The 16,649-nt window shown below is 33.6% G+C and carries 12 protein-coding genes and 1 tRNA gene; 6 read left to right on the top strand and 7 right to left on the bottom strand.

The window, feature by feature from the left end; genetic code table 11:
- Positions 1–29: 29 nt before the first annotated feature.
- The gene (locus INT04_RS14660; protein ID WP_193016838.1) at positions 30–221 is read left to right on the top strand and encodes a hypothetical protein; all 192 of its coding nucleotides are present in this window, start codon (positions 30–32) and stop codon (positions 219–221) included.
- Here the strand turns inward: INT04_RS14660 and INT04_RS14665 are convergent.
- The gene (locus INT04_RS14665; RefSeq protein ID WP_071788544.1) at positions 216–359 is read right to left on the bottom strand and encodes an AcrZ family multidrug efflux pump-associated protein; all 144 of its coding nucleotides are present in this window, start codon (positions 357–359) and stop codon (positions 216–218) included. The two genes, INT04_RS14660 and INT04_RS14665, sit on opposite strands and share 6 nt — an antisense overlap.
- A 159-nt stretch (positions 360–518) precedes the next feature.
- Here INT04_RS14665 and modE point away from each other — a divergent pair, with 159 nt between their 5' ends.
- Positions 519–1,310: a molybdenum-dependent transcriptional regulator gene (modE, locus tag INT04_RS14670; protein WP_193016839.1), complete on the top strand. Its 792-nt coding sequence runs from the start codon at positions 519–521 to the stop codon at positions 1,308–1,310.
- Positions 1,311–1,807: 497 nt separating this feature from the next.
- Here the strand turns inward: modE and INT04_RS14675 are convergent, their stop codons facing one another.
- From INT04_RS14675 to INT04_RS14685, 3 genes are read right to left on the bottom strand one after another with little or no spacing between them, the layout of a single operon-like run.
- A complete protein-coding gene (locus tag INT04_RS14675) occupies positions 1,808–2,329 on the bottom strand; it encodes an SMI1/KNR4 family protein (protein ID WP_193016840.1) in 522 nt (173 codons plus the stop codon).
- Positions 2,326–7,797, bottom strand: coding sequence for a DUF637 domain-containing protein (locus tag INT04_RS14680; protein ID WP_193016841.1), 5,472 nt, complete (start codon positions 7,795–7,797; stop codon positions 2,326–2,328). The genes INT04_RS14675 and INT04_RS14680 overlap by 4 nt, the downstream gene beginning before the upstream one ends.
- Before the next feature lie 15 nt (positions 7,798–7,812).
- Positions 7,813–9,354 carry a ShlB/FhaC/HecB family hemolysin secretion/activation protein gene (locus INT04_RS14685; RefSeq protein ID WP_193016842.1) on the bottom strand — a complete coding sequence of 514 codons (1,542 nt, stop codon included), beginning with the start codon at positions 9,352–9,354 and terminating at the stop codon, positions 7,813–7,815.
- A 193-nt stretch (positions 9,355–9,547) separates the two neighbouring features.
- Here INT04_RS14685 and modF point away from each other — a divergent pair, with 193 nt between their 5' ends.
- From modF to INT04_RS14700, 3 genes are all read left to right on the top strand, one after another.
- Entirely contained in the window at positions 9,548–11,014 is a 1,467-nt protein-coding gene (gene modF, locus INT04_RS14690) for a molybdate ABC transporter ATP-binding protein ModF (protein ID WP_193016843.1), read from the top strand.
- Between the two features lie 390 nt (positions 11,015–11,404).
- The gene (gpmA, locus tag INT04_RS14695; protein WP_193016844.1) at positions 11,405–12,157 is read left to right on the top strand and encodes a 2,3-diphosphoglycerate-dependent phosphoglycerate mutase; all 753 of its coding nucleotides are present in this window, start codon (positions 11,405–11,407) and stop codon (positions 12,155–12,157) included.
- 180 nt (positions 12,158–12,337) lie between these two features.
- A complete protein-coding gene (locus INT04_RS14700; protein ID WP_193016845.1) occupies positions 12,338–13,144 on the top strand; it encodes a tetratricopeptide repeat protein in 807 nt (268 codons plus the stop codon).
- A 74-nt stretch (positions 13,145–13,218) separates the two neighbouring features.
- Here INT04_RS14700 and aroG read toward each other — a convergent pair whose 3' ends face one another.
- Entirely contained in the window at positions 13,219–14,271 is a 1,053-nt protein-coding gene (gene aroG, locus INT04_RS14705) for a 3-deoxy-7-phosphoheptulonate synthase AroG (RefSeq protein ID WP_193016846.1), read from the bottom strand.
- Between the two features lie 245 nt (positions 14,272–14,516).
- Entirely contained in the window at positions 14,517–15,245 is a 729-nt protein-coding gene (gene pnuC, locus INT04_RS14710) for a nicotinamide riboside transporter PnuC (protein WP_319022972.1), read from the bottom strand.
- Positions 15,246–15,497: 252 nt separating this feature from the next.
- Here pnuC and INT04_RS14715 point away from each other — a divergent pair, with 252 nt between their 5' ends.
- Positions 15,498–16,382, top strand: coding sequence for an aminoglycoside 6-adenylyltransferase (locus INT04_RS14715; protein ID WP_193016847.1), 885 nt, complete (start codon positions 15,498–15,500; stop codon positions 16,380–16,382).
- Between the two features lie 187 nt (positions 16,383–16,569).
- On the opposite strand, the gene INT04_RS14720 is transcribed toward INT04_RS14715, so the two are convergent.
- A tRNA-Lys gene (locus tag INT04_RS14720) sits at positions 16,570–16,645 on the bottom strand.
- Positions 16,646–16,649: the final 4 nt, after the last annotated feature.

Genomic DNA, 16,649 nt, shown 5'->3' on the forward strand with positions numbered 1-16,649 from the left:
AATGAGTCGCTAGGAGCATACATAAGTATGTGACTAGTGCGAATGAACGCAGTCAACAACGCTGTGGCTTGAAGTATGACGAGTATCATGAGTATGTGGCTAGTGCGAATGAACACAGTCAACAACGCTGTGGCTTGAAGTATGACGAGTATCATGAGTATAAAAAAACAGCCCTCTACAAAATAAAGGGCTGTTCTAAATCAGGAAGGGAGAAATTATGATTTTTTGTCTGCTTTTGGCTGACTGGGTGAAATCAAGTTAAACACTTCACCTAAACCATAAATGATGCCCATAATCAGTACCATTACAACAGGTACCATCAAGAGAGCAAACCCTAAACTTTTCAACAATTCAAGCATGATAACCTCTTTATCATGGTATATTCGGAAAGCCAGAGTTGGCATTTCTTCACGAATGACGAATAATAACGCTATAGATGTTTATATTCTAGAGAATTATCGCTTTGTGTCGGCACAAAAAATGCGATAAACACACAAAAAAAGAAGAAGCCTATCATTATGCAAGCAGAAATATTATTAACACTGAAACTTCAAGATAAGCTCTTTGCCGATCCTCGCCGTATTGCGCTGTTAAAACAAATCAAAGCGACGGGTTCAATTAGTCAAGGGGCAAAAATGGCAGGCATTAGTTATAAAAGTGCTTGGGATGCCATTAATGAAATGAATCAACTCGCAGACGAACTTCTTGTTGATAGAGCAACTGGCGGTAAAGGAGGCGGTGGTGCAACGCTTACTCATTACTGTGAGCGCTTACTACAACTTTACGATCTGTTAGGTCAAATTCAACAAAAAGCCTTTGATGTATTGAAAGATGATTCACTTCCTCTGGATAGTCTTTTAGCCGCTATTTCTCGTTTTTCATTACAAACCAGTGCCAGAAACCAATTTTTTGGTACGATTATTGAACGTGATAACCTACAAGTTCAACAACATGTTAATGTTCAACTCGCAGATAGAAAAACGACTATTCGTGCTGCGTTAACAGAGAAAAGTGCGGATCGCCTAGGACTTAAAAAAGGCAAAGAAGTACTGATTTTAATTAAGGCACCTTGGGTCAATATTGAAAAAGGAACTTCTTTAACACAACAATATGACAATGCACTTTCCGGTACACTCACTCAAATTGAGACTGGCAGTGAAAACAGCGAATTAGTGGTGACATTAGAAGGTGGACAAGAAGTTTGCGCCACATGTTCTAATCAGCATGTTAAAGAGCAAAATTTACATATTAATGACAGCGTAACGGCTTTATTTAATGCTGATCAGGTGATTGTCGCCACCCTATGTTAATCATTAATATGATGACTTTTAAATAAAAAATAAAACCATCACTTAGTTATTATTTTCACAATAATATTAAGTGATGGTTTTTGATTGTCTTTTTAAAATAAATGATGGAATAAAACTAGGTATTAATTAAATTTAATTTGGCACTATTCAAAATAGTCATAAAATTATCTAAAATAAATTTATTATTCACTTAGATAGTGTCTATCATAAAAGATCGATTTGAAAATTTGAATCCATAATAAATCATGATCTAATTTATAAAAACAATTGAAATTAAAATAATTCCCCATTCATAATAATGATGCTAATTTTATCACCTATTTGAATTTTTCAACTAATACAACGCGTAAATGCTTCTTTTATTGAAGCACCTAAGGCCTCGTCACTACAATTGCTTTTTAACGTAATAATTGTACTATCAGGTATTCCCTCACCGACCCAATGATCCATACGTTAGATATTATTTGTGGTTTACACTCAATATCAAAGCTAATTTTTTATAATCTCAACAAATCACCTGACAAACAAACTGGTGTAGGAGCTATAAAGCTCTCGTTATAAGAGCTAATTATATGTCCTAGATATTCATTAAAATTCTTATCTAACGCTCTTACCTTATCTTCATTTTCATCATAATGATAAACTAAGTTAGGCTGATCTGAGCACGTTAACAGAAAATAATATTGAGTTTCTGACTCAATTGAAATAAAAAATGGTTTTTGCTCTAATATATACCATAACTCCAGATTATATAACTCCTCTCTTGAGCCGTATTGGAATAGAACATGCCCTCGTATAAACCATTCTCTGTAAAAAATGAGAGGGTCATCCCCAAAAAAACCACCACTACAACGTCCTATACAATTCAAAAAATCATAAAGTTGACCAGTTACTTTAATATCATAAAGGCGTTCAATTTTTTTTATCTCATTATCTGTATACCCAGATAAAAATTTGCTATCAATTGATATATTTGTGCAATAGGAATTTAATAATTTAATTAAAATATCTTTATTCATGGTCTTATACCTGTTGTTCCATGATATATGGTTAAATTAAATGTTGGATTTAGCCTAGAAAAAGTTAAGCTTGATTCATTACATCCTACACACATACCCGGATTACTACTAGAATTATTTTGTATTGAAATAGTAATATCAATATTTTTATTACTGTAATGCTTATTAATATAACTAAATATTTTTTTCTCTGCATGATTTAAATTGCTTCTTGAAGAGGAAATAATAGTGCTTTCGATACTATTATCGTCTTTAGAAATAATTCTATAACTTATTCCATTGATATTTAATAATATCGGAGTTTTTCCTTTCCATGCATTGCCACTAACAGCTAATAAATATACTTTTTCTTTATTTTCTATAATAGATGCAATGGCTACTGTTGCAGGGCTTTTATCATTTTGATTTTTAGATTTTAAGTGAATAGATATTTTATTTCTAATATTATTAACATCTAATGCAGGCTCATCAAGCTTACTTAAATCAAATACTCGATAATTGGTTAAAGCAGGTTTTCCAGCTATAGTCGCATTTCGTAACTCTTGTGCTGTATATTTGAGAACCTCTTTAGCACCTTTAGCATCGACCTTAGCAACTTCATTAAACGTAGTAACAAGTTCTTCCGCCTGATGAAGCACATTTTTTATTTCATGTGTATTTTTTGAAGCAATATAAAATGAACCTGTAGTTGCAGCAGGTGCCGCGACCGTTGCTTCTGCTCCAACAACGTTATATAGATGAACAGATGAATTATTAAGGCAAATCAAAGGTGCTTCTTTACAAGTACTAATTGTCGCTTTAACTGTTGCTAATAATTGAGGTGCAACGGCAATTACATATGTTCCTACATAAAGAATTGAATAACCAAGAGCACCAACTGTTAATGAAAAAGTTAATGCTTCTTTTCGTGCATCAACTCTTTTTTGTGCCTCTTTATCACCTCGTATTGCGAGATATAAATCTTCACCTGCTTCTATATCAGATGGGCTTATATAATGTGTTTCATCATTAAATCGATAAACAGTCTCCGCACTATTAGCTCCACTATAAGCACCTTCTGGTTTATTAGTTGCTAGTGCACCAGCGAGCCCACCAATAAATCTAACAATCTGAGGATTAAATTCAGAATTACTTTTAAGAAATTTATTAAATTCATATATTTGTTTATTTGATTCGCTTTCAAATTGAGGTTCAAATAATTTACTTTGTAGCGATATCGCCGCTATTTCTGCCGCCAACGCACCAGCAACTGCACCTGTAACACTGCCTCCTGCAATTTCTGCACTAACACCTGCAACAACGGCATGACTTAAAACCTTTCCTGCATGCCCTAATACAGCACCGTTATCACCAATTAAATTGGCACCTTCAGCATGAAATTGACTGCCGATATTGCTTAATAACGCGGTTTTAAAATTTTCAATAAAGCTACCACCTTGAATGGCAGTGCCCAATGTTGAACTGACGACTGAATGAGAGGCAACGCGTTGTGCAACTTGATTCCATGTTGCGCTATCGGTCGCAAGTAACTTGCCTGTTGAAGGTAATGTTCCACCTTGGATTGCTTGATCCCACCCCATAAATTGGTCAAGGCCCTGAAGTGCCCCCGCAACCACCATACTCGTCACCACAGACTTGACCGTGTCGCTACGCCCCAGTGATTCAAGTGTTTTAGAGATGTTGCCTTGGTTTTCAGCTAAAGAGACCGCCGCTTGCGAAACTAAAGAGGCAAAACCTGCTTGTGCTGCAACCGATGCCGTTGAAGCCACGCTTGCTGAAGCGCCCGCCGCAATGGTTGCTTTACTTGCCATTCCACCAATAGTCGCCGCCGTTGCTGTACCGTAAGTGGCAACTCCCACTGCAATAGCGATAACCGCACCAACAACAGGATTTAATTGTTTTGTTTTATCATCCCAATCAGAATAGGTATCCTTAACTAAATTCCAATTGACGTTTTGATGATGTTGAAGATCTTTAAGCCATGCATATTCTGGAGTGTTACTTAAAACTGTTAATGCTTGTTCTAGTGATTGTCCTTTTTGAGCTTTAATATCAGCAGATATTCCTTTAGGCGCATCAATAGTCAGTTTTCCACCAATATAAAGTGTCGGTAATGCCCAACTCTCTTTTATATATCCCTGATCGCGATGAGTAATATAAATATCTTTTGAATTAGTAATAACTTGCTTAAATGCTGTATTTTTAACTGCTTTAAAATTAACTTTTCCTGTTTTACTGGTTAATTTTGCATTCTTCGCTGTTTCTAGTTTGCTCGCTTCTAAGGTAATATCACCTTTAGCAAATAAATTAATATCGCCATTGGCGATAAAATCGGTAACTTTATTATTTGTATTATGACGTTTTTTCGTGTATTTCTTTTTGGTAGTACATAAAGTCCACGGATTACATTTTTTCTTCTCCTCTTCGTAATAACTCGATTCTTCCATCGCTTGTGCGTAAAGAAATCCACCTTTAGCAGCAATATCTATCTTTTTATTAGCAGTTAATTTTGATGCCTGAAATAAAATACTGCCTTCAGATAATAGAGTTAAATTATTACCACTATTAATTTCAGTACTGACTTGTTTGTGAAGTTCTTCTAACTTAGAGCCCGACTCTTTACGAAAATATGTTTTTACCGATCCCAATTGAATATTACCACCACTGGATATCGTAATATCACCATCTGATTTGAGTGAGCTTCCTTCTGTTATTAATGCACCTGATGACGCAATAGAAATGCCTTTATTTCCTATAATGGCCGCTGTGCTATACTGAATATCTTGAGAATCTTCGTGGGGATCTTTGATGGCAGAATAAGCATTTGCACCCAGCTTTATATTCCTACCTGCTAATACAATGACTTTATCTTTTGAATTTAATACTGTTGAACTTAAATCAATATCACGCGCTGCATTTAAGATAAGGTTATTGTCTGAAAATAACTTAGATTGTAATTGAGGATAATGAATATCACTAAAAAAAGGATCGGCTTCTTTTATTGATTTTGAGGCAAGGAAAATATCCTGTCCTGCATTAAAGGTTATAGCTTTATCGCTGTGATATTTTATTCCTTGACTAATAATATCTTTACCTGAAGTAAAAGTTATATTATTACTTTCCAAAATCCCCATGTTAATTAAAAATGCTGGAATATACCCACTATCTCTAATAAAAGGTACTAAATTAAAAAGAAAAGATTCATCACGATTTATTTTAATATCTTCTAGCGCAGATAAATTTAACTCATTGGATTTATTAATTATTACATTTGAAATATCAATATTTTTCCCAGAATTAAAATATATTTTTTCAGGAATATCAACATATGGTGATTTAATACCTTTTAGAGTATAAAATTTGGTAGGATTAAATAAATGACTAATATTTCCCTTTTTAGTTATAGCAGAAAAATATTTTGCTGTTACATCTATATTCTCAAATTTTATAGTATCTATCGATGTCAAACTTATATTTTCATCAGCTAGCAATTTTGAATTATTTATGTTTATACTTTTATCAGAAATAATAGATAAAGAATCGTTTGCTGTTAAATTTAAAGAAATATTCACATTATTAGAATTTAATAATATATTTTTAGCTAATATAGTATTTTCAAAATCTGATAACCCTCTGATTTTTTTTATTTCTTTTTCTGTAAATGGAAGTTTACGCTCTAAATCTATACTATTTTTAAAATCTAATACTAAATTATTACCTGCTTTTATTATATAATCAGAGACATCATTTACAGAAAATTCATAATGACTACCCGTTTTCACAAAAGGAACAAAATGACTTACCTTATTAAACTTAGCCTCATCAAGCTTATATTTTAATATATCATCCCGATAATAAAAATGAGCATTATCATTAGAATAATGATCCCATTTATTAAGATATGCTGAACGATAATAATATAATCTCGCACTACTTCCTGTTGCAATTAAATTATTATTTGCAATAATTTTAGATTGGTTATTAATGAAATCATTAGATTGTATATATAAATCATTTTCTGAAGAAATAATGCTAGGAAAATATTTATTACTTTTTTCAAAATATGAACGTTCTACATTAACTCCTCCATTATTTTTTAAATCTAAAATATCAAACCATTTTTTATAAGAGAAATCTTTTAATTCAGGAAATACAATAACTAAAAGAAAATCATCCGTAGGACTTCTGGATGGAGAAAGAAGATGATTACCGATATTTATAGAGAGTTTAGAATCAGGTTCTTGTTTTATCTCTTTAAATAAAGGTGTTATAGATTCATTAACCAATTTCTTAGTTCGAATAATCAAATCACCCTTTTCTGTTTTTATCGTAGCTGATTGATTTTCAATTAAAGTGTTTGGGTCACCCTGCGCATTTTTCTGTATCCATAAATTATCTTTCGCTTGAATAAGTGCCTTTTCACCTTTGTTAGTGAGTTTATCTGCGAATAAACGCATATCTTTCTCTGAGATAACTTCACTATGATTAATCAGTGTATTAGTTGCTAAAGTAATATCTCTTTTTGCTTTTAACTTTGTATTACTATTAATTTGTAGTTCTTTACTACTAACATTAATATCTCGCTCAGATTGAATATTGCCATTAAAGGTAATTTTTCCATCAACGGTTAAATTCACACTGTTTTGATTTGTCTGAATATTACTTAAATTAACACCAACACCTTTTTCTGTGCTGACTAGACGGATTTGATTGGCATACATTCCACCTAGCGCTTTCGTATCAATAGACAGCGTAGGTTTAACACCTTCACCATTAATGCTATTTACTGTACCTTTATCAAAATCGATACGGTTATTGCCTTGCATTAAAGAAAGGGTTTTAGCGTTAATTTTTCCATTTAACTCAATACTACGGCTAATAATGTCGGCATAATCCTGAGCTTGGAGATCTATACCTTGCGTGCCAATAACAACACCGCCTTTTTTCACTTCTATTGCCGAATAGGCGCCTTGAGGATTAAAAAGAGGTTTTCCTGTTGTGAGCGTAATTGCTGGAGTATTAATAAATGAACAACCATCACACGTAATGCCATTTGGATTGGCAATAACAACTTTCGCTTGTTCTCCCGCAACTTCCAGTTTTCCTTGTAATTGTGAGCGCCCATTTCCCACCACTTCATTAATAATTAAATGAGCAGCACTACCTTTTAAATGGGTATTGGCATTCACTTGTTTGGCTAATTGTGTGTTAACAGAAGTTGTTGCATTATTAAGTACAACACCTTGCTTGCTAACATTGAACGAATGAAATTTATTATGAGAAATACCAAGATTATTAGGTGTTGAAATATTAATAATTGGAACCGTATTTTGCTGATTAACTTTAATCGTTTTATCGGAGGGTGTAATTGCTGAGCTCCAAGCTGGATGTAATGGATAAATAGCAATTACATAAGCTATGCCATAACTTATTAAACGTTGTTTCCAAGAAATATCCTTTTCACACATAAAAACTCCTAACATTTAAATAGCAAGAGAAATGGACCAATAAAAAGACCAGCAATCTGGCTTTAATGATTTGGGATAAAACACAGGTTTATTAATTAATATTTGAGAAGAAAAAGTGGAATGATAAAAAGAAGCACCTATTGCACTTCCAATTATTTTATTCTTTTCTGTTTCATATTGATCTGAATGGGCGACGCCATAATCAAGTGCAAAAATAAAATTCCACTTACTTAAAAATGAAGTTATTGGTGATATATTTATTTCATTGCGCCAATAAAACCCACTATTAGCATTAAAATTTGTTTTTTTATATCCACGAACAGACTTTATTCCATCTATTGCTATTTTTTCCGGACCATAAAGGTTATTAGGCGTATATTGACTATGAAATGAAGTGAGATAGGAAAACTGATCAGTCAATAAATATTGATAGCTTAAATTTAAACTCAATTTTCGATAATGACTTCGAGGTGAATTATCAGCAATATAATCAGGTGTCGCGCCAAAAATAGAGATCCCAAACTCAGCAGTTGGATTAATAATTAAATATCCATTGTGTAAACTTAAAGTATATTCAGGGCTAAATGATAAAGAAGTTAATGTGGGACTATTTATTAATAATTTTTGTTGTGCTAATTGTGTTTTTGCTTTCTTATGCTTTAACGTTCCCTTTAGTGTTATTCGTTGTTTATTATCTCGATAAACTAGACGACTAATATCAAATTGCTGATCTTTATTTTTGTTTTTATAAATATATTTTTGATTATTTTGAAAGGAATAAGATGAACTACTATCGGATAACTGGTATTGATAAAACCAATAACCATAAGGGATATTCACACTTGCAGTATAAGCACGAGAATAGTGAGCACGAGGGAAATCTGTATTTGTTTTGAGTGAAAAAATCCACTGCTCACCCAAGCCAAATAAAGAATCTATTGTTGTCGTATTAGTCAGTAAGATCTTTCCTGCTGTTTCTGGTCCTGAATTATCAATTGTTAATTGATTTTTTAAAGGAAGTTTTTTCGTTTTTCGATTAATGGTTATAGATAAATATCCCACACTATCGCTTGGTTGAATATCCAATGTATATTGTGCTGTTGTTAACCGATTAAGCTGTTCTAATCCATGTTCTAAATCTCGTAGATTTAAAACTTTCCCTTTGAAGGAAGGGAAAATAATATCAACTAATCTAGATGAAATACCATTAATATAAATATCTTTTATTCTACCTTCAATAATCTTTATTACTAACTTATGATTAGAAAGATCTTGCTCTGGTATAATAGCCTGTGAAGTAACGTAACCTTTTTTAATATAATTATTAGTAATTGATTTAGCGACCTCTTGCATATCATTTAATGTTAGGCATTGTTGTAGATATGGTGAAATTACTTTAGATTTCTTTCTATAATCTAATAAAGTATTTCCTGTAAGATCAACTTTATCAATAAAAAAGCATTTATTGTTTACATTTCCATCACTCGAAGAAAAACTATGTTTGCTAATGAGTAAAAATATAAAGAAGAATAGATTTATTTTTTTAAATTTATACATATATAAGTCATCCTTAAAGAGATGTTTATATATTTACATAGAAAACGCATTTTAAAGGTTATCATTAAATAGTAGGTGTATAAGGCTTTTGGAAAAAGTTCTTTCAGCAAATATTGACAAGTTTCTATTAACCCTATATTGCTAGATACTTAACTTGCACTTAGCTTACATTAAAAAAATAAGGCTAATAATAATGAAACACTTACAACTCAACAAAACACAATTCCGCTTAAGCGATAAACTTTGTTTACAAATTGACAATTTAGCCATAAATGAAGGTGAAAGTTGGGCATTTGTAGGCAGTAATGGAAGTGGCAAAACCGCCTTAGCAAATGCATTATGCCAAGAAGGTATCTTGCTCTCTGGTGAATTTATCAGCACATTTTCTCGTCCAATTAGTCTTTCTTTTGAAAAACTGCAAAAAATGATTGAAGAAGAGTGGCGTCGGAATAACACAGATTTATTAAGTGAAGGTGAAGAAGATACTGGCTTAACTGTTGCTCAAGTTATTCAAATGCAGGTAAAAGATGATGACAGATGCTTTTTATTAGCAAAGCAATTTGGTGTTGAATACCTTTTATCAAGGCGTTTTAAATATCTATCTACCGGTGAATCTCGAAAAATATTGCTTATTCAACTTTTAATGAATAAACCTGATTTAATCATTTTAGATGAGCCTTTTGATGGGTTAGATGTTGATTCTCGCCGTGCTTTAAATGAATTGTTAACACTATTACATCAACAAAATCTGACTATCGTACTCATTCTAAATCGTTTTAACGATATTCCTGATTTTATTCAATGTGCAGGTCTACTGATTAATTGTGAATTGGTAGCCAACGGCAAGAAAGAGCAAGTTTTATCTGACTCTGTCATAGGGCAATTATCTCACAGTGAAACACTTGAAAATCTCACATTACCTGAACAAGATTCGCCTGATGCCATTCCTCAACTATCACCAACTCTTTCTCCTATCGTGCTAAAAAATGGAGTAGTGAGCTATAACGACAAACCTGTTCTTCACCATTTAAGTTGGGAGGTAAAACCTCAGCAACATTGGCAGATTTTAGGCCCTAATGGTGCAGGGAAATCGACACTATTAAGTTTAATTACGGGCGATCACCCTCAAGGTTACAGCAATGACTTAACGCTATTTGGTCGTAAAAGAGGAAGTGGTGAAACAGTATGGGAAATTAAACGCCATATCGGTTATGTCAGTAATGCCTTACATCAGAGTTACCGTGTTTCTTCAACGGTAAAAAATGTCATTATTTCAGGTTTTCATGACTCTATTGGCATTTATCAATCGATTACAGATAAGCAGCTTAAACTCGCTGATGAATGGTTAGCATTAATTGGTTTAACCTCACATGCTAATCATCCATTCCATGCTTTATCATGGGGTCAGCAACGCTTAGTGTTGATTGTTAGAGCATTAGTTAAACACCCTACCTTGCTTATTCTTGATGAACCACTGCAAGGATTAGACACAACGAACCGACTTTTAGTACAGCGTTTTATCGATATCATGATAAGCCACAGTAATACGCAACTTTTGTTTGTGAGCCACCATCAAGAAGATGCACCATTATGTATTACTCATCGATTGACTTTTATTAAAGAAGGCGAAATTTATCGCTACCAGCAAGAAATTTGTTAAATGATGATTTTTACTGTCATAATCAGGGCAATGATTTTAGAAATTAACGCTAAACTTAGGTGTGAATTTTTTATTTAAATCGACATTTTTTTGCTTGTTATTTAAACAATAATAAATAAAAGGTCTGTCGTTTTTACGGACGTCATTTTCGTCTATTTTTTATACAAAACGGATATTTTGTTTTTTTACGCCGATCCCGCTAGATTAATAGCTTGAACGATTAAGCAAAAGGTGTGACAACTGTGCAATAATTCATCGAACAAACGACATTTTTGACTTAATCCCCCTTGTTTTGTCACTTATGTTTGGCGTTCTTGTCGATGATCCATATAATGATTGAAGTGCTAATTTTAAACTTATATTAAGAAAGTAATTATAGGAGTCTAAACTATGGCAGTAACTAAGCTTGTGCTAGTTCGACACGGTGAAAGTGTATGGAACAAAGAAAACCGTTTTACAGGCTGGACTGACGTTGAGCTGTCCGAAAAAGGCCGTAATGAAGCTCAAGAAGCAGGTAAGCTGCTGAAAGCTGAAGGTTTTGCTTTTGACTATGCATATACTTCTGTTCTGAAACGCGCAATTCACACCCTGTGGAACATTCTTGATCAAGTTGATCAACAATGGCTGCCAGTTGAAAAATGCTGGAAATTAAACGAACGTCATTACGGTGCTCTGCAAGGCTTAAATAAAGCTGAAACTGCTGAAAAATACGGTGACGAGCAAGTTAAACAATGGCGTCGTGGTTTTGCTATCACTCCACCAGAATTGACTAAAGACGATGAACGTTTCCCAGGTAAAGATCCTCGTTATGCATCTTTAACTGCGGCAGAACTGCCATTAACAGAAAGCCTAGCATTAACTATCGACCGTGTAACACCATACTGGGAAGAAGTTATCAAACCACGTGTTGCTTCTGGTGAGAAAGTGATTATTGCAGCTCACGGTAACTCACTGCGTGCTCTGGTTAAATACCTAGACAACATGAGCGAAGACGAAATTCTTGAGCTGAATATCCCAACAGCTGTACCTTTAGTTTACGAATTTGATGAAAACATGAAACCAATCAAACGTTACTACTTAGGTAATGCTGACGAAATCGCAGCAAAAGCAGCCGCTGTTGCTAACCAAGGTAAAGCAAAGTAATTTTGCTTTAAATCTATTTATTTAGGTTTATATGATAAATACCGCTAGAAATAGCGGTATTTTTTATTATTTAAAATTAACTATTTAATATTAAATCTCTCTTTATATTATCCATTAATAAATCTTACTTAATAAAGTTATAATTACTTATTAAATAAATATAAAAATAGGGACATTAATATGAAATTAAAAATAGTTACCATTCTATTCATTATTATTATGTTTATAATAATGTTTGTTTTATTTCCGTTTAAGGAGGATAAAATAAATGATCCTTCTCCCTCTCTATTTAAACAAAGCCTTTCACATTATCAGCTTTACTTAGGCGATATTTATTTTGCTAAGAATGATAAAAACAAAGCCCGCAAGTTTTATTTATTATCTGCTTATAACGAGAATGCGGAGGCTCAAGCAAAAATAGGTTTTTTTTATATGAAAGGAGATCTTTTTTTTCCAAAAGATTATGAAATAGCAATAGAATGGTTATTAAAATCAGCAGATAAAAATAACCCTCGAGCACAAACATATATTGCTTATCTGTATAATAAAGGTCTTGGTGTAGAAAAAGACATTAAAATATCTATGAGCTGGTATTTAAAATCTGCAGCTCAAGAATTTGGCATGGCTCAAAATAATCTTGGTGTTCTATATTTTGAAGGAAATGGCGTTATTCAAGATTATCAACAAGCAATGGAATGGTATTTAAAAGCAACTAGTAATGGATACATTAAAGCAAACAATAATATTGCTTATTCATATCAACATGGCTTAGGAGTTGAGCAGGATTATCAGAAAGCAATGACCTTCTATTTAAAGGCGGCTGAAGATAATGATCCCTCAGCTATTTATAATATCGGTTATTTATATGAAAAAGGATTGGGTGTCATTGTTGACAAAGAAAAAGCATGTGAATGGTATCAAAAGTCATATGAGCTTGGATTTAAACCCGCTAAATTTAGGCTTGATCTACTGAAGATACATGATTAACTTATTTTTTCATAAAAAAATACCGTTGATTAATTATCAACGGTATTACAGTTTGTGTACTGAAATAATATCAGTTAACCGCGACGAGCGACAACTGCATCTGCTAATTGGCGTAACAGCGTTTCAGTATCATCCCAACCAATACAAGCATCAGTGATACTTTTACCGTAAACCAAAGGTTCACCGCTCTCTAATGACTGGCTACCTTCCACTAAATGGCTTTCAACCATAACACCCATTAATGCTTTTTCACCTGAACTAATTTGTTGACAGATATCAGCACCAACTTCCATTTGTTTCTCAAATTTCTTGCAACTATTGGCGTGACTGAAGTCAACCATCACGTTTTGTGGTAAACCTGCTTTTTTAAGCCCTTCTTTTACCGCTGCTACATGTTCAGCGCTGTAATTTGGTTCTTTACCACCACGTAAAATAATGTGGCAATCACCATTACCTGCTGTGCGCACAATGGCTGAATGGCCCCATTTAGTGACAGAAAGAAAACAGTGTGGCGATCCCGCAGCATTGATTGCATCAATAGCAACTTTAATGGTTCCATCTGTGCCATTTTTAAAACCCACAGGGCAGGATAAGCCCGATGAAAGCTCTCGGTGTACTTGAGACTCTGTAGTACGAGCACCAATTGCACCCCAACTCATTAAATCAGCAACATATTGAGGCGTTATCATATCTAAAAACTCGCCAGCTGTTGGCAAGCCACTATCATTGATGGTTAATAAAAGATTACGAGCAATACGTAAACCTTCATTAATATCAAAGGTATGATCCATATGTGGATCGTTAATTAAGCCTTTCCAACCGACTGTTGTACGTGGTTTTTCAAAATAAACCCGCATAACAATTTCAAGTTTATCTTTCAGTTCTTCCCGAATAAGACTTAAACGTTGTGCATACTCCAGCGCAGCTTTTGGATCATGAATAGAACAAGGTCCAATTACCACTAATAAACGATCATCTTTTCCAGCCAGGATCTGATGAATAGCTTCACGGGCATGACGAACTGTAAAAGCCGCATTATCAGTCGCTGGAAACTTTTCCAATAAAGCGACAGGCGGTAAGAGTTCATTAATTTGTGTTATTTTAAGGTCATCATTTTGATAATTCATTCCCGTGTATCCACTCTTTTATGTTATCTAGTCAATGTTATTATTGCTTTCCCAATCTAACCATTCGTTTTCTATCTGTAAACACCCTTTCACCCTAAAGCACCTATCGTCACTTTTCTAAAAATTTGCCAAAAAGGGAAATAGCGCATTTAAGCAAAATAATGATTCAAAATTGCGTTAAGGATAAGAATAAAAACAATGAATAGTAAGGCTGGAGAGAAAGATAACTCTACCAGCCTTTTTTATTAGGAGAGGTAATTATTTCTGCTAGAACGTTTTGCTGTTTTGATCCACAAACGAGAACCGTTAATGGCGATAGCCAGTAAGATAATATATTCAACAGACATGGCATAAACGCCTTGTTTATAGAATATAACAACACTAATTACGTTAATGACTGACCAAACTAGCCAGTTTTCAACTAACTTACGAGTCATTAAGATCATCGCCACAATAGAAAGTACTGTCATTGTGGAATCCCAGAATGGGTAAGCATCAGGTTCAATAATTGGCGTTGCTAAGCCCGCACCAAAGATATTTAATATATCAACAGCAATAACAGCAAGAGAACCAAATACAGCATCAATATTAAAAGTTAATGCGACAATAGCGGCAATTGACACAATAATTAGAAAAAGACGATGGCCTGGTTTTAACCAACGAATTTTTAGCTCTGCTTGTTGAAAATCATTCACTCTGCTCCATGCATACCATCCATAAATATTGGCAGCAAAGAAGAAAATTTGAAGTAATAAACTTGCATATAATTGAATTTGGAAAAAAATAATGGCAAATAAAGTGACATTAATTAGCCCAAATAAGTAATTGATAATTTTTTCCTGACTTGCCAGCCAAATACAAAGTAGCCCAGCAATAGTGCCAACCGCTTCTATCCATGAAAGCGCATATCCACCTTGCCCTAATGGGATATTGACTAAAATATTATTGATACTAAACCAACTCATGACATCCATTTTACAACCCCGACTTAATCATAGAAAAAAACAAAGAAAATATGGGTTATTGCGACATCTTTGCAAAGGAGTAAAGATATATTATAAATTCATATTTATAATAGTACTGTGTTTTTAATGTTAAACATTATGTTACTGATTTACAAAAATAACAAACAAATGTTTTATATATTAAACAAATTATTCTAATTTACTTTTTAAACAATAAAAACGACAAATAACTTTATTACATTTGACTTATTAGAGAGAAATATGGAGCCAACAACACGTTTAATCGATCGCATGTTATCCTTTGCCCTTCTTGATCCTAGAATTGAAACCGTAATACTAACAGGATCATTAGGGCGCAATAAAAAGATAGACAGTTATTCTGATATTGATATAGAGCTTATTGGTTATGGTGCGACAGAGCTCGCAAAAAACCAACATTGGCTATCACAATTTGGTGAAAGCCTTATTCGCTTACAGTTAGAGTGTGAAGATCCCAAAAATAAGTTTTGGCCAATTTATTTACATGTTTTAGCTCAAGGCCGCAAAATGGATATTATGATGGCAGAACCTGAGCGTATATTTAACATGAAAACTGAAGGACTTAGCCCAGTTTACCAGCGTGGATATCAAATCTTACTGGATAAAACAGGTTTATGTGACGGACTTCCTGAAATTAGCACTATAACGCCACCTACGCTTTCTAAAGAACAAGCTGACAATAATGCTCAAGAGTTCTGGTTTGAAGCGTCACAAGTCGCTGTGGCCATTCTACGCCATGAGTTTTGGTTTGCTAATTATCGCATGAATGATATGCGTGAATGGTTGATCATTTTGCTTGAGCAAGTTGCGCTGAATTCATCGACGCAAGATGTTTGGTATCAAGGAAAAAATCTAAAAGAGTGGTTGCCTAAATTTTATTCATTACGTTCATTAGAAAGTACGCTTGCAATGAGTACCCCCTATGAATCTGCGGTAGCGCTTTCTATTATGATGGCTTTTTTTATTGATGCATCAAAACGACTTAATCACCCCATCAATACAGCAATAAAAACGCAAGAGCTTGTCAGTAATTGGCTCATTGACAATGAGTTTTTAACTGAAAATGAATATACCCAGATTACATCATCAATTATTTGCCATTGTTGATTTCAATGTGATCTTTAGTGAAGCAAGATGGTTTTTTTAATTTTGAGAAAGCTATCTTCTTTAGCCAGTAAAATTAGACGATGTCATCACAAGCATAAGTAAATAGAAATTTGTAGAGAATATAAAGTTGAATGAATAGTGCGAGTTAACGATTAGAATACAAATAGGGATAAGGATAGATTTGAAATGGTGGGTCGTGGGCGATTCGAACGCCCGACCAATTGATTAAAAGTCAACTGCTCTACCGACTGAGCTAACGACCCATTT

It is taken from the genome of Proteus sp. FME41 (assembly GCF_014897315.1).
GTDB lineage: Bacteria > Pseudomonadota > Gammaproteobacteria > Enterobacterales > Enterobacteriaceae > Proteus.